Here is a 19,372-nt window from a genome sequence, read left to right on the forward strand (position 1 = left end):
CTAAACGGTGTGTCCGGGGTCCCCTTCGTCTAGAGGCCTAGGACACCGCCCTTTCACGGCGGTAACAGGGGTTCGAATCCCCTAGGGGACGCCACTTATTTTTTACCTTCGGGTAAACTGCTATCGCCGTGGGCGGTGTGCCACCGCGCTCACTATGCACGTCGATAACAGGGGCGCATCCTGTACAGGACGCCACTTATTCAGCGTCTTGCTCGATTCATCGGAATTGCAGCGGGAGGTTATCAAAGATTTGGGCGATTAGCTCAGTTGGGAGAGCACCTGCCTTACAAGCAGGGGGTCACTGGTTCAAGCCCAGTATCGCCCACCAGATCTTTGGGGCTATAGCTCAGCTGGGAGAGCGCTTGCATGGCATGCAAGAGGTCCGCGGTTCGATCCCGCGTAGCTCCACCAATTCTCTCTTCGCTTAGGTAGAGGGAGAAGCTCTTAACATCGGAGTTGAAACGATGGTCCGGGGTCCCCTTCGTCTAGAGGCCTAGGACACCGCCCTTTCACGGCGGTAACAGGGGTTCGAATCCCCTAGGGGACGCCACTTATTTTTTACCTTCGGGTAGACTGCTATCGCCGTGGGCGGTGTGCCACCGCGCTCACTATGCACGTCGATAACAGGGGCGCATCCTGTACAGGACGCCACTTATTTTTTACCTTTGGGTAGACTGCTATCGCCGTGGGCGGTGTGCCACCGCGCTCACAATGCACGTCGATAACGGGGGCGCATCCTGTACAGGACGCCACTTATTTTTTACCTTCGGGTAGACTGCTATCGCCGTGGGCGGTGTGCCACCGCGCTCACAATGCACGTTGATAACAGGGGCGCATCCTGTACAGGACGCCAGTTATCTTACCTCTTGGGTAAGCCGCTTTCGAAAAGCCACCGTTTTTACGGTGGCTTTTTGTCGTTTGTACCGGATGTTGAACTCTACTGTCCCCGACAGAAACCCCTTTGCCCCAACTTCCTGCCGAACAGATTGCCCTTCTTTTACTGTATAAAGAGCTGATTGAGTGGTCACTGTGCTCTGTGAGGGGAGCCCGACAGTGGATCTAGGCTTGAGTCAGGGGTATGCACAGACTCAAACCAAGGCTTTAAAAACTCGGCGATTAAGGGCTGGGCTTTTCGATTAGGATGGATCCCATCGGCTTGCATCAAGTTGGGATCGATGGCGATATCAGCCATAAAGAAAGGGATAAGCTGCGCGTCGTAATGCTCTGCAGCATCAAGAAAGATCTTTCGAAAGGCTTGGGTGTATCGCCGGCCATAATTGGGTGGAAGCTCGATCTTCGATACCATGACATTGCTTCCGGCCTCTTGGCTAACCTGAATGATTTCTTTAAGGTTTCTCTCTGTGACAGGAAGGGGGAAGCCTCGCAAACCGTCATTGCCTCCGAGTTCAATAAAGACCCAGTCAGGTTGATGGTTGCTAAGCAGACTCGGCAATCGTCGAAGTGCCCCTCCTGTCGTTTCGCCACTGACAGAGGCATTGATCAGGTGAGTATCCACTAAGTTTCTTTGAAGGATCTGTACCCAGCCCTCCTGCTCGTTCATACCATAACTTGCACTAAGGCTGTCTCCCAGTATTAGAATGGAGACGGGTTTGCCCCATACGAACGGGCTGACTCCCATGAAAAAGGCAATTAAAACGAGCTGCAAGGAATGCCTCACTATGATCTCTCCTCCAAATGAGTTGGCCATTAAGGCCGTGGAATTGACCCACCAGGTCGCCACATTGGATGGCACTCTGTCCATCCTCAGTGGCGTGAACTTGGAAGTCAAGAAAGGAGAGTCCGTCGCGGTGACGGGCCCTTCCGGAGCTGGGAAGTCGACTCTGTTGTCATTGCTGGCCGGGTTGGATCGCGCTAGCGAAGGCGAGATCTGGTTGGCTGGCGCTCCGTTGCACCTACTGGATGAGGAGGGAAGGGCTGCCCTTCGTGCTCAAAGAGTCGGTTTCATCTTTCAATCCTTTATGCTGGTAGACAGCCTCACCGCCTTGGAAAACGTCATGCTGCCACTGGAGTTGGCAAGACGAAGCGGGGCGCAGGGGAGCGCGCGCGCGTTGCTTAAGAGAGTTGGCTTGGCTGATCGCCTTGATCATTTTCCCAATCAGCTCTCCGGAGGAGAGCAGCAGCGCGTTGCCATCGCCAGAGCCTTTGCCAGCCAGCCTCAGATTTTGTTTGCCGATGAACCGACAGGTAACTTGGATCATGCCAACAGTGCACTGGTAGAAGACCTCTTGTTTGAGCTTAATCGGGAACTGGGTACCACCTTGGTGCTTGTGACCCATGATCTTGAGCTGGCGCAACGATGCCAACGACAGGTCGAGATGAAGGCCGGGCTGTTGGAGGTCGTATGATGCAGTGGGGGTTGGCGTGGCGTCTGTTTCGACGGGAACTCAGAGGAGGGCAACTGCGCTTGATCACCGCAGCCCTGGCCCTGGCCGTCCTTTCGGTGACCAGTCTTGGCCTGGTCTCAGAGCGGCTCAAGCAGGGGCTGGTGGAAGAAGCATCTCAGTTTCTTGCGGCGGACAGGGTACTCCAGTCTCCTCAGGCTGTGGATCGCCGTTGGTTGGAACAGGCAAGGGATCTGGGTCTCTCAGTGGCTGAGATCCTCTCGTTTCAGTCGATGGCGTTTATGGGAGAAGGGCTGAAGTTGGTCTCGGTTAAAGCGGTTTCGGATCCCTATCCCTTAAAGGGAGAGATTGAGCCATTAACAACGCTAACCGGTTCTTTGCCGAAGCTTGGTTCCGTATGGATAGACAGTCGACTGCATTCGCAGGCAAAAGTTGGGGAACTCATCGAATTAGGCGATGCTGAGTTTATCGTAGGCGGCGCCTTTTCTCGCTTGCCCGATGGGGGATTTAACGTCTTTGCATCGGCACCAGTGATCCTGATGAGAATGCAGGATGTGGCACAGACCGGCGTAGTCCAGCCGGGAAGTCGATTGTCCTGGAGTTACCAATTTGCTGGCAGTGCAAAGTCGGTTGCCGCTTTTGAGGACTGGCTGCTTGCTAAATTGACCACCAGCCAGCGCTGGCTTGATGTCCGTAACCAGGGCTCCCCGCTATCGCGTGCCATCAATCGTGCAGAGCGCTTTATGTTGATGGCGACCCTGCTTGGGATCGCACTGGCCTGTGCTGCCGTCGGCGTTGCAGCGAGGCGCTACTGTCAAAGGCATTACGACGTGGTGGCCATGCTGAAAACCTTGGGGGCGCAACATCGTCAGATCCGCAGGATCTTTGCATTTCACCTGGGGTTGACCGCTGTACTGGGGATCAGCATCGGTTTGCTGCTTGGCGTTCTTTTGGCTCGGGGGATGGCCAGTGTGTTACCCGGTGCGGTGCCCATGGGGGATGGGGTTGGCTTAAGGCCTCTGCTGCTGGGGGCAGCAACCGGTTTGATCACGGCCGTAGGTTTTACTCTGTATCCCATGTTGCGCCTGCTGAAGGTGGCACCGCTGCGCGTGCTTCGCCGAGATCTGGAGCCTGTTGGGATCGCTGGTTGGATCAACGGGTTCTTAGCGCTGTCATCACTGGCATTGCTCGCTTGGTTGTACAGCGGTAACTGGACGATGACCTGGGTAATGCTTGTTGGTGCCGGCGCCTTGGCGCTGCTGCTTTCTGGAGTTGCCTTTGTGCTGCTGGCCTGGGGGCGACAGTTGGGCGTGAGAACGGGCTCTCCCCTGCAGTTGGCCTTGGCCGGACTGCGGCGACGGGCGCGCGAGAACCTGTTGCAACTGGTCGGCTTTACGGTGGCTTTGATGTTGCTGCTGACCGTCTTAGCTTTGCGCCAGGATCTGTTGGAGGACTGGCAACGCCAGCTACCGGAGGGGACGCCGGATCATTTTCTTGTGAATATCGCGCCGGACTTACGCCAGGAAGTGTCAGATTTCCTTATGAGTCGACAGGTGTCTGCCACGGATCTCTATCCAGTGATCCGTGGGCGCCTTTCTGCCATCAACGGAGAAACCGTGCGCCAGCGGGTAACCAAAGAGGCAGAGTCTACACAGGGGCGTGAGGGGATCGGACGGGAGCTTAACCTGACCTATCGAAGGGAACTGCCACCCAATAATCCGCTTTTGGTTGGAGAATGGTTTGAACCTGAGGCGACCGATCAAATCTCGGTGGAGTCGGAAGTGGCTGAGCGGTTGGGGATCACGCTGGGCGATAGGCTGAGCTTTGTTATTGATGGCCGGGAGGTAAGTGGGACGGTAACCAGCCTGCGACAGGTGAACTGGGAAACCATGCAACCAAATTTCTTTTTTATCTTTCCCCCCGTGATGCTGGAGTCCTTTGTTCCTACCTTTATCGCCAGCTTTAAGCATCCACAAGCACAACCTGAGCTGGTGTCGGTGTTGGTCCGCGAATTTCCCACGGTGTCGGTGATCGATGTTGGTGCCATGATTGCCCAGTTAAGGGGGGTGGTCGATCAAGTCTCTTTGGCCTTGGGGTGGGTCTTGCTGGTGGTGGGGGGGGCCTCAAGTCTGCTGTTGATGGCCCAGACGGAAGCCGGAATGGCGTCTCGGCGCCAGGAACTGGCCATTATGCGTACCTTAGGCGCCAGGGGAAGCTTGCTCAAGGCGGCCATTGGTTGTGAATTCATGCTGCTGGGTGCAGTGTCCGGAGTATTGGCTGTGATGGTGGCTGAGCTGCTGCTGGTGTTGATCAAGACACGGGTGTTTGACTTGCAGATCCAGCCTCACTGGCACTGGTGGTGGAGCATTCCCTTGCTCGGTGCCAGCGTGATTGGCTTGCTGGGGCTGTGGGCTTGTCGGCGTCTGCTGGCCAACCGCTGCGCCCAGCTGTTGCAGCGCACTGCATAGGGGGGCTTGAGCCCGTGCATGCGATGGAGCCCAAAGCCGCGAGTTTTCCTCGGCTCAGGGGGATGGTGAGGGCGCCAGTAACGAAGCCAATGCATCCTCCAGCATCGGATATTGAAAGGTAAAGCCAGCCATTTCGGCGGCCTTGGGAAGGACGGCCTGCCCGGTCAGCAGCAACTCACTCATGTCCCCCAAAGCCAGTCGCAGGGCAAAAGCTGGCATGGGTAACAAGGCTGGTCGGTGCAGAGTCTTGGCCAGCATTCCACTGAAGCGAGCATTGGTTAACGGATGGGGGGCGGTGGCGTTAAACACACCAGCGGCACTGTCGTGATGCAGCAGGTAGATGATCAGGGCGATAAGGTCTTCCCTGTGGATCCAGGATACCATCTGCTTGCCACTGCCCATGGGGCCGCCGAGCCCCAGTCGGAAGGCTGGCAGCATCTTCTTCAGTACCCCGCCTTCAGGATGGAGCACCAGGCCGATGCGTAAAATGCAAAGTCGAGATCGCCCGGCGGTGCGTTGGGCCAGTTGCTCCCAACGCTCACAGACCTGGGCGGCAAAATCCAGTGCGTGGACCGGGGTACTCTCGTCCACCGGTTCGGGATCCCGAGGGCCATAGATCCCAATGGCGGATGCGTTGATCCACACGGCAGGAGGTTGGGTGCTGTTGTCGTGCAGCGCCGTCAATTTCGCCGTGGTTTGCCAGCGACTGTCACAGATCGTGCGCTTCTTTCGCGTAGTCCAACGCCCCTCGGCGATGGGTTCCCCCGCCAAGTTGATGACGGCATCAAAGCCGTTGAGATCGGTCAAAGTGGCGAGGGAGCGAAGATACTGATGCTGGCTGCCAAGTTGCGCCTCAGCTTTAATGACATCCCGACTGAGTACGGTAAATTGGTGTTGGGGCAGGGCGTCGATCAGGGCACGGCCGATAAAACCAGTGCCCCCGGTGATCAGGATCTTCATTCAAGGTACCTCGGATCTACTTACTCCCGTTGCCAAGTCAACTGCATGGAGACAGAGTCGGCAAAACGCAGAGCGTGGGGTTTATCTATTTCTACTGTAGCTTGGTCGACCCAATGGTGCTCACGACACAGGGCCAGCACATCCGATGTGAGTTTCTCCAGCAGGCTGAAGCGGTTGTTTTCTACCAGTGCAATGATGGCTTTGCAGATGGTACGGTAGTTGAGCGCATCCGTCATATTATCGCTGTTGGCTGCACGTTTGGCACAATAAACGATAGTTGCGTTGATCACCACATCCTGTTTGTTTTGGATCTCCTCATCATTAATGCCGATAAAAGTGCGCAAACGAAGATTTTTTATTCGAATAACTGCCTGGTTTTGCATCATAATATCCACCATATTCCCTAGCGTTCGGTAACCAAACTAATGGCTCCGTCCCCCCTTAATCAAGTCTCAATGGCCTCGCGCAGTGCAATGACGGTAGCCTCCCTGGTCGTCATCTTCGCCGGGATCAAGGCGGCCAGTGCTATCGTGGTGCCATTTTTATTGGCGATGTTTATTGCCATCATCTGCTCACCTTTGGTGAGATTATTGATGCGGGCCTACTTGCCAAGGGGCATTGCCATTCTGGCGGTGATTGCCCTAGTCGTTTTGCTAAGCCTGTGGATGGGGACCCTGGTGGGCAGCTCCATTGCGGATTTTCGCAGCCAGCTGCCGCTATATCGGGAGCAGTTGACCGGTCAGTTCCAGCCGATGATCGACTTCCTTGGTCAGTTCAATATCCACCTGTCGACCGAACAGCTCAGGGAACAGTTTGATCCCAGCCGAGCCATGAGCTTGGCGACGGACATCCTGTCAGGCTTGGGCAACCTGATGGCCAACACCCTGTTGATTGTATTGGCGGTGGTCTTTATGTTGTTTGAGGCATCCGGCCTCAATCGCAAGCTGCACTACGCTTTGGACGATCCGGAGATGCGGCTGCAACAGATCGATCGTTTTCTGGATTCGGTTAATCGTTACCTGGCGATCAAAACCTTGGTTAGCCTAGCAACCGGGGTTTTCTGTGGGTTGGGCTTGTACCTGATCGGTGTGGATTATTTCCTGCTGTGGGGCCTGGTGGCTTTCCTGCTTAACTACATCCCGAATATTGGCTCTATTATCGCGGCGGTGCCTGCGGTGGCGCTGGCCTTTCTTCAGTTTGGTGTCGGTGCGGCGGCTGCATCCGCCAGTGTCTACGTCGCGGCGAATATGGTAATGGGCAATGTTGTCGAGCCCAGGTTGATGGGGCGTACCCTTGGCCTGTCGACTCTGGTAGTCTTCCTCTCCTTAATTTTCTGGGGCTGGCTATTGGGCTCCGTCGGTATGCTGCTGTCGGTCCCCCTGACCATGATCGTTAAGATCGGGCTGGAGTCCTCCAATGACGGCCGCTGGCTGGCCGTGTTGCTGGAGGGGGATCCTAAGCCGGTCGTGGCCTCCGCAGAGCCTCAAGCCCCTGTCGAATAATGAGCACCTTACATGCAACTGCTTCCTCACTTACCGGCGCAGCTGCCGGAGTCCGGCTGCCACCGTTTGTTCCATGGCCGGGGGCACTGTTTCCCCGGCTTGGAAGGGCTGACCCTGGACTACCTGGCCCCGTCGCTGCTGTTCACCCACTTTTGTCCATTGAGTGAAGAGGACAAGGCCGAACTCCTGGCTCAGCTGGGCACCTGGTGGCATGGGGTCAGTCCGGCTCCGTTGAGTCTGATCTGGCAGGATCGCCATCAAAGCCCGGCCCAGACCCACTGTATCGGTACGCCACCTCCGAAACCGCACTGGGTGCAGGAGGGGGGATTGTGGTTTGAACTGGATCTGCTTCGGGGCCAGAATCATGGGTTGTTCCTGGATATGGCCAAGGGGAGGGAGTGGGTGCGCCAGCACGCCAGGGGGAAAAAGGTCCTCAATCTGTTTGCCTATACCTGCGCTTTCTCTGTGTATGCCATGGATGGGGGCGCCAAGGAGGTGGTGAATCTGGATATGAGCAAACCTGCGCTGGGTCAGGGTAAGCGCAATCATGTGAAAAACGGCTTCGATGCGAAAGTGCGTTATTTAGGGCACGATCTGTTTAAGACGTTTGGTAAATTGAAGAAACTGGGGCCCTTTGATCTGATCGTGGCCGATCCCCCAAGCTTTCAGCAGGGCAGTTTCATCGCCACCAAAGACTATCCCCGCATGTTGCGCCGCTTGCCTGAGCTGCTCAGTCCCGGTGGTGAAGCTCTGTTATGCCTCAATGCGCCTGAACTGAGTCGGGCATTTCTGCGTGAGCAGGTGGCTCAGTCTGCCCCCTCGTTGGCATATGTCGAGCAGTTGGCCAACCCGGATAGTTTTCCCGAGATCGATGCGGATCGGGGATTAAAGGTACTGCGTTATCGCAAACGGGAAGAGTGATCACGCCCATCCAATACCAGTGCTGGGTGCGGAGCAACGGGTTGACCCACTTCCGTTGATCTGAACCCTATTGGATGGTTTCCATCGGCCCATAAATCTTGTGGGCCGCACGCTAACGAGCGTGCCATTTCCTCTTTTCCTTCCTGTCACTCTGTCGAGCTTGTGCCGGGTTACCCATAGGGCTTGATGGATTCTTACTAACACTTTCTCTACTTCGCGTGATGAAAACAAGGGCTTGTAAGAAAGTGCATGTAATAAAACGCCAATAAGAATAAAAACAAAAACTTATCTTGATTGGGTGTGAAAAGCTGTTAATAATTGATTTGTGGTGTGAAGGGCGCCACATCCATTGAGAGGTATTTGTGATGGAAGTTGGCAAAGAACTGGGGAATGACATGCAGGATTATCAGGACGCGTATTATCAGGTTCAGGATGAAGTGGCAGAGCAGCTGCCTACCGATCTGGATGATGAGGCCTTTCTGGACTAATCATCCCGGCAGTCTTCGAAGAACAGCGACCCAAGGGTCGCTGTTTTTGTATCGGTGGGATCCCGCTGTTGGTGCACGACCGATCCGGGTTGGCGTAGACTGAGAACTCATGTGTTATTTCAAGGACCTGATATGCGTTGGAGCGCCTTATTGTGGTTGGGGCTGGTATGGGCATGCCAGGGAGCGGAGCGTGAGCCTGAAGCGGCTACCGGCTTTGCGAGACAACCTGTTGTTGAGGAACGGGACTATATGGCTGCGACGGCCAATCACTACGCCACGGAGGCAGCCCGTCAAATACTAGACCGAGGGGGGAGTGCCGTGGACGCCGCCATCACAGCCCAGATGGTGCTGACCCTAACCGAGCCTCAATCGTCAGGGATTGGTGGGGGATTGTTTATGCTCTATTGGGATGCAGCCCAGAAACGGGTGCTCAGCCTGGATGGCCGAGAACAAGCCCCTGTGTCGGCGACCCCGTCCCTGTTTCTGGATGACCAGGCTCGGCCTGTCCCATGGATGGAAGCGGTGGTGGGAGGCAGCTCTGTGGGAGTTCCGGGCGTCATTGCAGCACTGTACGAGGCGCATCAAGGCTATGGACGCTTGCCCTGGCCAGAGCTGTTTGAACCGGCCATCGCCCTCGCTCGAGAGGGGTTTGAGGTGTCACCTCGACTGGCCTCCCTGCTGGCCAAAGAGATCAATCCCGGCTTGAGCCGACGCGGTTCAGCACGGGACTACTTTGCGCCAAAGGGGAGCTGGCTTAGTGCCGGAGATAGGCTTCGCAACCCTGAACTGGCGGCGTCTCTGGAGGCTATTGCCAATGAGGGCCCCCAAGCGTTCTATGGAGGTACCCTGGCCCATAAGATCGTAGAGGCGGTTCGGACAGATCCGGACCGTCCCGGGCAAATGACGCAGAGTGATCTGCAGACATATCAACCGCGCTGGCGTGAACCCATCTGCAGTCGCTATCGGCAATATCAGATCTGTGGAATGGGACCACCGAGCTCAGGGGGGATTGCCGTTGGCCAGATCATGACCATGTTGTCGCCCACCAATGTGGCCATGATGGCTCCTGGTGGGAGTGAGTTCACCCACAGGTTTAGCCAGGTTTCCCGTGTTGCCTATGCCGACAGAGCCCGTTATCTGGCGGATCCGGATCATGTGGCAGTCCCGGTTAAGGAGATGCTCGACAGGGAATATTTGATGGCGAGAAAGCGTCAGCTTCCGCTGTTACACGATGGCGGAAAGGTCGAGGCCGGAGAGTTTTCCCTTACCTTTGGCCCGGATCATACGGCCCCGCTGCCCTCGACGACCCATATGGTGATGGCCGACAGCCAGGGTAACCTTCTCAGTCTGACTTCGAGTATTGAGATGGCTTTTGGTTCTTCACTGATGGTGGGGGGCTTTTTGCTCAATAATCAGTTGACCGATTTCTCCCTGCATCCTGGGGAGCCTGGGCACCCGGCAGCCAACCGGGTAGAAGGAGGGAAACGGCCTCGTTCTTCCATGGCACCAACCCTGGTGTTGGCCGCAGATGGGCAACCCGTGTTGGCCCTGGGCTCACCAGGTGGAAGCCGGATCATCAGCTATGTCAGTCAGATGCTGATTGCACTGCTGGACTGGCAATTGCCTCTGGATGAGGCTTTGGCGCTGCCCAGGTTGAGTCATCGTAACGACTATTTGCGGCTCGAGGCCGGTCGGGGCCAGGAGGCGCTGGCTGGGCAAATGGAAGACTTGGGTTATCAGGTGAAGTTAGGCGAACTCAATAGTGGGGTTCAGGTGATCCGGCGAACGGAGCGGGGTTGGCTTGGGGCGGCGGATCCCCGACGTGAGGGGAGTGCCGCGGGTGGGCAGATCACCAAAGAGCCTTAGCCGTTGGTTTTGAATGGATCGCTGTAGAGTCGAGTGATCAGCCAGCGATCCTCTTTGCGTTTCAGCTTCACTCGTCGATCGTCGATCACATAGCGAGTGCCCTGATAACCGCGTAGCTGGACCAGGATCTCGACCTCACTGGCTCGGCGTCGGAAAAAATCGATATCCACCTCTGTGATGGCCAGTTCGACATCCGTCAGGGCCAGTCCGATCACATTGCGCTGGATCTGGCTGGCGACGCGATAGTGGCGCATTAGTTGCGCCAGTTCAGGCTCGACCAGGGAGAGAGCGAGGGGAAGGTCTTGCTCGACATAGAGAGCATGAAAAAAGCGCAAGGCGGTGGTTTCCGGTTTGGGCTCAACGACGGTCGGCTTGCATCCCGTAAGCAGGGTTAGCACCAGCAACAGGGGCAAAGTGCAAAAGGTTCTGATCATTAATTTCTCCCAATGTCCCGGCTACGATAGGGGGCAGTCAGGGGAAGATCAACCCCCCTTCGCCTTGATCAGGATCATCGGACAATGTTGTTGATATATGGTTAACTGTGTGTTGGGGATGACGTTGCCTGGAGGGCGATTGAAACGGGTACAGCTCTATCGCACCGGTTTGGACAGTATGAGGGACCTGCTTCCCATCGTGTTGGTGGTGGTGTTTTTCCAATGGGGTGTGCTGGCGCAGCCTTTACCTGGGGTGGCCACGATACTCCTGGGCATGTTCCTGGTCGTGGCTGGGCTGACCCTGTTCATCTATGGGCTGGAGCTGGCACTGTTTCCTATCGGCGAGTCCCTTGCCCAGGCTTTTGCTCGAAAGGGATCCGTCTTTTGGCTGTTATTGTTTGCTTTCCTGCTGGGCTTTGGCACAACAGTGGCCGAGCCCGCCCTTATCGCCGTGGCGGAGGAAGCGGCAGAAGTGGCGGCCGAAGCCGGTGAGATTGAAGCCAGTGCTAAAGCCCAGGAGCTCTATGCCAACCAGCTACGCTCTGTGGTGGCCTTATCCGTGGGCTGCGCTATCGTGTTGGGGGTATTGCGGATCCTGCTAGCTTGGTCCCTCCCCAACATGATCATCGGTGGCTACCTGACCGTGATGGTGCTTACCTTGTTTGCCCCGGATTCGATTATCGGTATCGCCTACGATTCTGGAGGCGTGACCACCTCCACCATTACCGTCCCCCTCGTTACCGCCCTGGGAGTGGGATTGGCCCACAGTATCGAGGGGCGTAATCCGATGCTGGACGGGTTTGGCTTGATCGCCTTTGCCTCCCTGCTGCCCATTATTTTTGTGCTCCTCTTTGGGATCCTATTACCATGGGTTGGATAAGCGAGATCGGCGCAACCTTCCTGCAGACCCTGCTTGATGTGGTGCCCATTGTTCTTGTGCTTTTTGGCTTCCAGTTTGTGGTCTTGCGCCAGCCGATTGCCCAGGTGCGGCAAAAACTCTTGGGTTTGGGCTGCGTGGTACTGGGCCTGGCCTTGTTTCTGGTGGGGCTGGAGCACTCGCTGTTTCCTTTGGGGGAGGTGATGGCCCAGCAACTCACTTCCCCAGCTTTCCTGGGGAAACCGGATCATTGGATCGATTATTACTGGGTTTATCTGTTTGCTTTCGCAATAGGTTTTGCGACAACGATTGCCGAGCCCTCTTTGATCGCGGTGGCGATGAAGGCCGATGAGATTAGCGGAGGAAGCATTCGCCCCTGGGGCCTTCGATTGGCTGTTGCCGTGGGGGTAGCGACGGGGATCTCTTTAGGCTGCTACCGAATCGTGGTGGGGGATCCCATCCATTGGTATATTTTGACCGGCTATCTGGTCGTGGTGATCCAGACTCGCTACGCCCCAGCCATGATCATTCCCCTGGCCTATGACTCAGGTGGCGTGACGACCTCCACGGTGACTGTGCCTCTGGTCGCAGCCCTGGGCCTCGGGCTGGCCGGTGCGATACCGGGTCGCAGTGTCTTAATCGATGGTTTTGGCCTGATCGCCTTTGCTAGTCTGTTTCCCATCATGACGGTAATGGGGTATGCCCAGTTAATGGAGTGGCGGCGCAGTCGCCAGGAAAAGCGAGGTACACAATGCGCTTCAAATTGATAGTCGCTTTCGTCGATGATACTCAATCGACGGCTTTGATCCAGGCTGCGCGTGATGCTGGGGCAACCGGTGTTACCCTGATCAACCACGCCAGGGGTGAAGGGTTGAAGCCTAAGAAGACCTTCTTTGGTTTGAATCTGGAACTGCAGCGGGATGTCTTACTGTTTGTGGTGGAGGAACACCTGGCCCGCTCGGTCCTGGAAACCCTGGCAAAGGAAGGTAACTTTGACCACACGCCGGGCACAGGAATTGCCTTGCAGCTGGATGTAGAGGATGTGGTGGGCGTGGCTCACCAGATTGAAAGTCTGAGTGAGACGGTGGAGGATAAATTATGACGACTCGGACATCGGTACAGCAGGTGATGAGTGATCGCTGGGTACAGATGGATGGTTTACATACGGTGGCTGAGGCGGTGGAAAGGTTGCGCCGGGAAAGTGCTGAAGCTGTGGTGGTGGCCAAGCGAGACGAAGGCGATGAATATGGCCTAGTGCTCCTGTCCGACATTGGCAAACAGGTGATTGCGAAAAATCGCGCCCCCGGGCGGGTCAATCTCTACGAGATCATGTCAAAACCCGTGATCACCGTGCCCAGTACCATGCAAATGCGCTATTGCGCCCGTTTATTTGAGCGCTTTGGTATCAATCAGGCACCCGTGGTGGACGGGGATACCATAGTGGGGATGATCAGCTACCGTGATCTGGTGCTTAATGGGATAACTTAAGCCGGCCTGAGGTTATCCACAGAATCTGTGGACAAGCCTGTTGAAACGCCGGTGCATTACTTTCAACCTATTCATTGCAAAGAGTTTTTTGCTTAGTTTAGTTTTGCACCAGGCAACGCGAGATGCCCTTAAATAGGGCAAAGTAAGGGCCTTGGACAGAAAAAAGCCGGACTCAAGGAGTCCGGCTTTTTCATTAGGCGTTGGCCTGAATCGCAGTCAATGCGATGGTGTAGACGATGTCTTCCACCAGGGCACCTCGGGACAGGTCATTCACCGGCTTGCGCATGCCTTGCAGCATAGGACCGATGGAGATCAGATCCGCGGAGCGCTGTACCGCCTTGTAGGTGGTGTTGCCTGTGTTCAGATCTGGGAACACAAAGACGGTCGCTTTACCTGCAACTGGGCTGTCTGGAGCCTTGGAGGCTGCAACGTTAGGCATTACGGCCGCGTCGTACTGCAGCGGGCCGTCGATCACCAGATCTGGACGCTTCTCCTGGGCGAGGCGGGTGGCTTCACGCACCTTCTCTACGTCGGCGCCGGAGCCGGAGCTGCCGGTGGAGTAAGAGATCATCGCAACCTTAGGCTCGATACCAAAGGATTTGGCGGAGTCTGCGGACTGGATGGCGATCTCGGCCAGCTGTTCGGCATTCGGATCCGGGTTGATGGCACAGTCGCCGTAGACCAGAACCTGATCCGGCAGCAGCATGAAGAAGATGGACGACACCAGGGAGGAGCCTGGGGCGGTCTTGATCAGCTGCAGCGGTGGACGGATGGTGTTGGCCGTGGTGTGCACCGCACCGGATACCAGGCCGTCCACTTCGTTTTCGGCCAGCATCATGGTACCCAGGACAACGGTGTCCTTCAGCTGCTCGCGGGCAACGACTTCAGTCAGGCCCTTGTTGCGACGCAGTTCGCACATCGGCGCAACGTAGCGCTCACGAGCGACTTCTGGGTCGATGATCTCGATCCCTTCGCCCAGAGTCACACCCTGCTGCTCGGCAACGCGGCGGATCTCGGCCGGGTTACCCAGCAGGACACACTCGGCGATGCCGCGCTCGGCACAGATGGCGGCGGCCTTGATGGTACGCGGCTCATCACCTTCCGGCAGCACGACGCGCTTACCGGCCTTACGGGCCAACTCGGTGAGCTGGTAACGGAAAGCCGGTGGGCTCAGGCGACGCTCGCGCTTGGAGTTGTCGGTCAGGCTTTCCACAAATTTGCGATCGATGTGTGAGGCCACAAAGTTCTGGGACTCCTCGATACGCTCCATGTCGTCCAGTGGGATCTCATGGTTGAAGTTTTGGATATTCAGGGCGGTCTGCCAGGTGTTGGTGTCCGCCATAAAGACCGGCAGGCCGGTATCGAAGGCTTGCTGACACAGACGCTCTACCTGTTCGTCCAGCTCATAACCACCGGTCAGTAGCAGAGCACCCAGCTTCATGCCGTTCATGGCCGCCAGACACACGGACACGACAACGTCTTCACGGTCGGCAGAGGTCACCAGCAGGGAGTCGGCCTGCAGGTGGCCGATCATGTTCGGAATGGAGCGGGCACAGAAGCTGACGCGACGCAGACGACGGCTGTTCATGTCGCCAGCGTTGACGATGCGGGCACCCAGGTGTTTGGCCAGATCGGAAGCGCGTGGGGAAACCAGCCCCAGGTTGTAGGGAATGGCACCCAGGATAGGCACCGGGCTGTTGGCGGACAGCTGGAACATCTCGGACTGGCTGCCACGGACCACGTTGTCGTGATCGAAGGCTTCGGACAGATCTGGGCGGGCACGGCCAGATTCATCAACCGGAGCACCAATCTTGTTGACGATGGCACCCAGGATCCGCTTGTTAGCTTTACCGCCAAAATTATTGACAGCCACTTCCAGACGGCTCTGTACCTGGGCTGCGGAATCCGCGCCCGGGTTGATCACCAGCACGATGTCGGCATCCATCGCCTTGGCGATGCGTGCGTTCATGGTGTTGGCGAACGGGTGGCCAGACGTTGGTACCAGACCTTCAACAACCAGTACCTCGGTATCGGCTTCGGTCGGTTTGGCGGTGGCAACGATCTCCTCCAGCAACACGTCGGTGTCGCCGGCAGTGATGCACTTCTCCGCAAACGCCATGGACAGGGGTTCTGGCGGATTGATGGTCGGGGAGGTACCCAGGATGGTGGTGGAGCGCTCTGGGCCCATATCGCCAGGACGTTGCTGGGCGATAGGTTTGAAGAAGTTTACTTTAGCGCCTTGACGCTCCAGGGCACGGACCATACCCATGCTGACGGAGGTCAGGCCTACCCCGGTACCGACCGGGACCAACATAATTGCTCGGGACATAATTTCCTCTTGTCACCAAAAACGGGCTCCCGAAGGAGCCCGAACTTTGCGTCTGAGTTTAGATCAGGCTCAGAGCATCGGATGCGATCACGTACTCTTCGTTGGTTGGGATCACCATAGCAACAGGAGTGCCGTCTTTGGTGATCACACCTTCGCCACCGAAGCGGGCAGCCAGGTTCTTCTCTTCGTCAACTTCGTAACCAAAGATGGTCAGGTGCTCCAGTACCTTCTTACGGATCAGGTCGGAGTTCTCACCGATGCCGCCGGTGAAGATGATGGCATCAACACGCTTCAGAGGCACTGTGTAGGAAGCGATGTACTTGGCCAGACGGTAGCAGAACACTTCCATCGCCAGTACGCAGCCCTTGTTGCCTTCCTGGTAGCCTTCTTCGATGCCGCGGCAATCGTTGGTCAGCTCGGACAGACCCAGCAGGCCGGATTGGCTGTTCAGCATGTTGTTGACTTCGGTCAGGGTGTAACCCAGGTTGTCTACCAGGTGGAAGACGATGGCTGGATCCAGATCACCAGAGCGGGTGCCCATGACCAGACCTTCCAGTGGGGTCAGACCCATGGAGGTATCAACGGACTTGCCGTTGCGTACGGCAGTGATGGAACCACCGTTACCCAGGTGGCAGGAGATCACGTTGGTATCGGCAGCGTCTTTGCCCAGGGCTTTGGCAGCTTCACCGGCAACAAACAGGTGGCTGGTGCCGTGCATGCCGTAGCGACGGATGCCGTGCTCGCGGTACAGCTTCTGCGGGATAGCGTAGGAGTACGCTTCGGCAGGCATGGTCTGGTGGAATGCGGTGTCGAAAACGGCAACTTGTGGCAGGCCAGCGAAAGAGGCCTTGGCGGCACGGATACCGATCAGGGCAGCCGGGTTGTGCAGTGGGGCCAGGGTGGCACACTCTTCGATACCGGCCAGTACGGCGTCGTCGATCAGCACGGACTTGGTGTACTTCTCGCCGCCATGTACCACGCGATGACCAATGGCAACCAGCTGTTCAGCCAGCTCAGGCTTGCTAGCCAGGATGGTGTTAACCATGTAGTCCAGAGCTTCACGGTGGGCTGCGCCGGCACCTAGATCCGCTTGGTCTTTTTTACCGTCCAGCTTCCATTTGATACGGGCGTCAACCAAGTTGAAGCACTCAGCCAGACCAGACAGGTGCTCGTCACCGGTTTGCGCGTCCAGAACGGCAAATTTCAGAGAGGAGCTACCACAGTTAAGAACCAGAACAAGTTTGCTCATTATTTCAACACCTAAAGGAGTATGTTGTTTGCCAGACCAGCCAACATGACGTCAGCCCGGCACCGTAAAGTGATAGAAAACTATCAGTATAGTCGTGGCAGTTTTGTGTGATGGTTCACGTCCTGAAACAAGTTCACGGAGAAGGATCACACAGCCGCCTAAGGTAAGACCATTTTACCCGATTACGGCCGCGTAGGAATTGTGCTACGGTGTAAGAGTTCGCAGTCTGTGATCGGTTTCACTTAGCAAGGGCAATCTTATTCATGCAACTCCTTAAACGACTCAAAGCGGGCCACCATTATATGAAGGTTTGGCCGTTAAACCCTGAGCTGGGTAATCGCTTTCCTGAATTTAGGGTGATCAAAGCTACTCGCTTTGGTCTGACTTGGCTGCCTGTCGTGGCCATGGTCGGTCTGGCATTTCAACTCATGTTGTTGGGTAATGAGGTGATGGGCTTGGCCCTGGCACAAGCCTTGTTAATCGTCAGTCTACCGCTGCAAGGTCTATACTGGTTAGGATGGCGGTCGGTACAACCTCTACCGTTATCCGTTTTAAGCTGGTGTAAGGAGGTTAGAGCGCGATTGGTGGAAGCCGGTTGCGAAGTGGCGCCTCTGGTGCCACAGTCCCAGTATCAGCACATGGCGTGCCTGTTAGAACGAGCGTTCAGACGCCTCGACACCGCCTTTTGGCGTGACATGTAAGACCGCCGTGCTGTGACCGAGTCGCCGCCCCCACTGGGGCGGCGTTCCTTTATGGGGCAGGAGCCAAGTCCGAGTGCCAGCAAAGAGTCTAGGTTCTAGGGAAGCGCCTGGGTTCTAGGAAAGGCCGGTGCCTTGATGCTCTACCTAGCACCTAGCACCTAGCACCCAGCACCCAGTACTCAGCACCCAGCCGTAGACTTCCAGTACCTGGCCCCTCAGCATCTAGTCTTTCCCCTGCAGGTAGCGTTTCTCATCCCACGTAGCCAGCCACTCGGGCTTGTAGACCACCAGCAGGGTGGTGGGGAAACCGTTGAGCATGGCTTCGGGAAACAGGAACAGAGGGATAAGGATCAAATAGTTATCCTGTAGCAGGCTCCAGTCGTAGCTGCCCTGATACCAGAGGGCGAGGCCAAAGGTGCGAACGGCATAAACCAGGGCACCATTGAGGAAGGCACCGATAAAGACGTAGATCCATAAGTTTTTTGGTAGCAGATTATGGCAGAGCATTAGCCAGAGGTAACTGGCCAGAATGGGCAGGGTGATCCCCAACCAGAACACCCCGGCACTGTTGGACCAAAGATCGACACCAAAGAGTAGCAGGATCAGTTGGGGGGCGGAGGCGATCAGGATGGCGCTGCGCCAGCCGAACATCAGGGTGATCAGTGGCAGTGCCAGGAAGTGCAGATCCAGCCCTTCGTAGATCCCGGCTCGGATCCGCCACAGACATAGCAGTCCCAGGCTGGCCGCGAGGCACAGGTGGCGATAGGTAGGCAAGCGCCAGTTTTGGCGCAGGGCACTGGTTTTGAAGATCCAGCCGAGAAAGACGGCGTAGAGTAGGGAAAAGACCAGATTCAGCTCTTCATTCATCCGTCACCTCAGCTGCCTGCCTTTTCTCCAGTGTATGCGATAGGGCTAGATAAACCATAAAAAAACCGGCACATGGCCGGTTCTTAGTGAGGGATTATGCTCAGTAGTTTGCGTTTAGGCCACGACTGACAAAGATTGCCTTGAGGCGCTCCATGGTCTCTTTCGGCGGTGGGGCCACACCATCAAGTTGATAGGTTTCGCCGATCGCTTCCCACTTATGCTTACCCAGTTCGTGGTAGGGCAACATTTCGATTTTCTCAATGTTGTCCATGGGGGCCAGGAAATCGGCCAACTCTTGTGCTGAGGCATCGTCGTCGGTGTAACCCGGCACCACAACATAGCGGATCCAGGTTTTTTTGCCGATCCGGTTGAGATACTCGGCAAACTGCAGGGTACGCTTATTGGAGACGCCCACCAGGTTCTGGTGGATCGTGTCGTTCATCTGCTTTATGTCCAGGAGCACCAGATCGGTCACGGCCAGTGCCTGATCAACGATCTCAGTGTGCTTGCGGATCATGCCGTTGGTGTCCAGGCAGGTGTGGATCCCCTCGGCTTTACAGGCAGAGAACAGCTCGTGAACAAATTCAAGTTGCAAGGCCGCTTCGCCACCACTGGCGGTAATGCCACCACCACTGGCTTCAAAGAAGTGACGATAGCTGGTTAACTGCTCCATGATCTGATCGACACTGACCTCTTTGCCGCCATCCAGATCCCAAGTATCACGGTTATGGCAGTAAAGACAGCGCATCAAGCAGCCTTGTAAAAATACGATAAAGCGGATCCCCGGCCCGTCAACGGTGCCGCAGGTCTCCCAAGAATGTACGCGTCCCTTGACGCCCATGATCGACTCCTGACTCAC

General features: G+C 56.3%; 19 protein-coding genes and 4 tRNA genes. 15 read left to right on the plus strand and 8 right to left on the minus strand.

Features of this window, described 5'->3' with window-relative positions:
• Positions 1 to 18: 18 nt before the first annotated feature.
• The 4 genes from AC2D8U_RS10470 to AC2D8U_RS10485 all read left to right on the plus strand — a co-directional run bounded on the left by AC2D8U_RS10470 (position 19) and on the right by AC2D8U_RS10485 (position 550).
• Positions 19 to 94 (plus strand) — tRNA-Glu (locus AC2D8U_RS10470).
• A gap of 158 nt (positions 95 to 252) precedes the next feature.
• Positions 253 to 328, plus strand: a tRNA-Val gene (locus AC2D8U_RS10475).
• A gap of 7 nt (positions 329 to 335) precedes the next feature.
• Positions 336 to 411 (plus strand) — tRNA-Ala (locus AC2D8U_RS10480).
• Between the two features lie 63 nt (positions 412 to 474).
• Positions 475 to 550 (plus strand) — tRNA-Glu (locus AC2D8U_RS10485).
• Between the two features lie 474 nt (positions 551 to 1,024).
• Here the strand turns inward: AC2D8U_RS10485 and AC2D8U_RS10490 are convergent.
• Positions 1,025 to 1,639 carry an arylesterase gene (locus AC2D8U_RS10490; RefSeq protein ID WP_484619259.1) on the minus strand — a complete coding sequence of 205 codons (615 nt, stop codon included), beginning with the start codon at positions 1,637 to 1,639 and terminating at the stop codon, positions 1,025 to 1,027.
• A 40-nt stretch (positions 1,640 to 1,679) separates the two neighbouring features.
• Here AC2D8U_RS10490 and AC2D8U_RS10495 point away from each other — a divergent pair, with 40 nt between their 5' ends.
• Both AC2D8U_RS10495 and AC2D8U_RS10500 read left to right on the plus strand, forming a co-directional pair.
• Positions 1,680 to 2,366, plus strand: coding sequence for an ABC transporter ATP-binding protein (locus AC2D8U_RS10495; RefSeq protein ID WP_484619004.1), 687 nt, complete (start codon positions 1,680 to 1,682; stop codon positions 2,364 to 2,366).
• Entirely contained in the window at positions 2,366 to 4,831 is a 2,466-nt protein-coding gene (locus AC2D8U_RS10500) for an ABC transporter permease (protein WP_484619260.1), read from the plus strand. Before AC2D8U_RS10495 ends, AC2D8U_RS10500 begins: the two co-directional genes overlap by 1 nt.
• A 54-nt stretch (positions 4,832 to 4,885) precedes the next feature.
• Here the strand turns inward: AC2D8U_RS10500 and AC2D8U_RS10505 are convergent, their stop codons facing one another.
• Together AC2D8U_RS10505 and folX are read right to left on the minus strand one after the other, a co-directional pair.
• Entirely contained in the window at positions 4,886 to 5,791 is a 906-nt protein-coding gene (locus AC2D8U_RS10505; RefSeq protein WP_484619005.1) for a TIGR01777 family oxidoreductase, read from the minus strand.
• Positions 5,792 to 5,811: 20 nt separating this feature from the next.
• The gene (folX, locus tag AC2D8U_RS10510) at positions 5,812 to 6,177 is read right to left on the minus strand and encodes a dihydroneopterin triphosphate 2'-epimerase (protein ID WP_484619006.1); all 366 of its coding nucleotides are present in this window, start codon (positions 6,175 to 6,177) and stop codon (positions 5,812 to 5,814) included.
• Positions 6,178 to 6,264: 87 nt separating this feature from the next.
• Between folX and AC2D8U_RS10515 the strand changes: the two genes are divergently transcribed.
• From AC2D8U_RS10515 to ggt, 4 genes are all read left to right on the plus strand, one after another.
• The gene (locus tag AC2D8U_RS10515; RefSeq protein ID WP_484619007.1) at positions 6,265 to 7,293 is read left to right on the plus strand and encodes an AI-2E family transporter; all 1,029 of its coding nucleotides are present in this window, start codon (positions 6,265 to 6,267) and stop codon (positions 7,291 to 7,293) included.
• 12 nt (positions 7,294 to 7,305) lie between these two features.
• On the plus strand, positions 7,306 to 8,214 hold the full coding sequence (locus AC2D8U_RS10520) for a class I SAM-dependent methyltransferase (RefSeq protein ID WP_484619008.1): 909 nt from the start codon (positions 7,306 to 7,308) through the stop codon (positions 8,212 to 8,214).
• A 365-nt stretch (positions 8,215 to 8,579) separates the two neighbouring features.
• Positions 8,580 to 8,702: a hypothetical protein gene (locus AC2D8U_RS10525; RefSeq protein ID WP_484619009.1), complete on the plus strand. Its 123-nt coding sequence runs from the start codon at positions 8,580 to 8,582 to the stop codon at positions 8,700 to 8,702.
• 132 nt (positions 8,703 to 8,834) lie between these two features.
• A complete protein-coding gene (ggt, locus tag AC2D8U_RS10530; RefSeq protein ID WP_484619010.1) occupies positions 8,835 to 10,568 on the plus strand; it encodes a gamma-glutamyltransferase in 1,734 nt (577 codons plus the stop codon).
• Here the strand turns inward: ggt and AC2D8U_RS10535 are convergent.
• Positions 10,565 to 11,002, minus strand: coding sequence for a hypothetical protein (locus AC2D8U_RS10535; RefSeq protein ID WP_484619011.1), 438 nt, complete (start codon positions 11,000 to 11,002; stop codon positions 10,565 to 10,567). The two genes, ggt and AC2D8U_RS10535, sit on opposite strands and share 4 nt — an antisense overlap.
• A gap of 178 nt (positions 11,003 to 11,180) precedes the next feature.
• On the opposite strand from AC2D8U_RS10535, the gene AC2D8U_RS10540 reads away from it, so the two are divergent.
• From AC2D8U_RS10540 to AC2D8U_RS10555, 4 genes are read left to right on the plus strand one after another with little or no spacing between them, the layout of a single operon-like run.
• Positions 11,181 to 11,882: a DUF1538 family protein gene (locus tag AC2D8U_RS10540; RefSeq protein WP_484619261.1), complete on the plus strand. Its 702-nt coding sequence runs from the start codon at positions 11,181 to 11,183 to the stop codon at positions 11,880 to 11,882.
• Positions 11,870 to 12,646 (plus strand): DUF1538 domain-containing protein, encoded by a 777-nt coding sequence (locus AC2D8U_RS10545; RefSeq protein WP_484619012.1) that lies wholly within the window; start codon positions 11,870 to 11,872, stop codon positions 12,644 to 12,646. Before AC2D8U_RS10540 ends, AC2D8U_RS10545 begins: the two co-directional genes overlap by 13 nt.
• Complete coding sequence (locus AC2D8U_RS10550) at positions 12,631 to 12,981, plus strand: P-II family nitrogen regulator (RefSeq protein ID WP_484619013.1); 351 nt, start codon at positions 12,631 to 12,633, stop codon at positions 12,979 to 12,981. Before AC2D8U_RS10545 ends, AC2D8U_RS10550 begins: the two co-directional genes overlap by 16 nt.
• On the plus strand, positions 12,978 to 13,367 hold the full coding sequence (locus AC2D8U_RS10555) for a CBS domain-containing protein (RefSeq protein ID WP_484619014.1): 390 nt from the start codon (positions 12,978 to 12,980) through the stop codon (positions 13,365 to 13,367). The genes AC2D8U_RS10550 and AC2D8U_RS10555 overlap by 4 nt, the downstream gene beginning before the upstream one ends.
• Positions 13,368 to 13,560: 193 nt before the next feature.
• Here the strand turns inward: AC2D8U_RS10555 and pta are convergent, their stop codons facing one another.
• Complete coding sequence (gene pta, locus AC2D8U_RS10560) at positions 13,561 to 15,696, minus strand: phosphate acetyltransferase (protein WP_484619015.1); 2,136 nt, start codon at positions 15,694 to 15,696, stop codon at positions 13,561 to 13,563.
• 58 nt (positions 15,697 to 15,754) lie between these two features.
• Positions 15,755 to 16,948 carry an acetate kinase gene (locus AC2D8U_RS10565; RefSeq protein WP_484619262.1) on the minus strand — a complete coding sequence of 398 codons (1,194 nt, stop codon included), beginning with the start codon at positions 16,946 to 16,948 and terminating at the stop codon, positions 15,755 to 15,757.
• 260 nt (positions 16,949 to 17,208) lie between these two features.
• Here AC2D8U_RS10565 and yfbV point away from each other — a divergent pair, with 260 nt between their 5' ends.
• The gene (yfbV, locus tag AC2D8U_RS10570) at positions 17,209 to 17,646 is read left to right on the plus strand and encodes a terminus macrodomain insulation protein YfbV (RefSeq protein WP_484619016.1); all 438 of its coding nucleotides are present in this window, start codon (positions 17,209 to 17,211) and stop codon (positions 17,644 to 17,646) included.
• A gap of 222 nt (positions 17,647 to 17,868) precedes the next feature.
• On the opposite strand, the gene AC2D8U_RS10575 is transcribed toward yfbV, so the two are convergent.
• Together AC2D8U_RS10575 and pflA are read right to left on the minus strand one after the other, a co-directional pair.
• Positions 17,869 to 18,513 (minus strand): energy-coupling factor ABC transporter permease, encoded by a 645-nt coding sequence (locus AC2D8U_RS10575; protein ID WP_484619017.1) that lies wholly within the window; start codon positions 18,511 to 18,513, stop codon positions 17,869 to 17,871.
• A 100-nt stretch (positions 18,514 to 18,613) separates the two neighbouring features.
• Entirely contained in the window at positions 18,614 to 19,354 is a 741-nt protein-coding gene (pflA, locus tag AC2D8U_RS10580) for a pyruvate formate lyase 1-activating protein (RefSeq protein WP_484619263.1), read from the minus strand.
• Between the last annotated feature and the right edge of the window lie 18 nt (positions 19,355 to 19,372).

The sequence above is a fragment of the Ferrimonas sp. YIN67 genome (genome assembly GCF_057219095.1).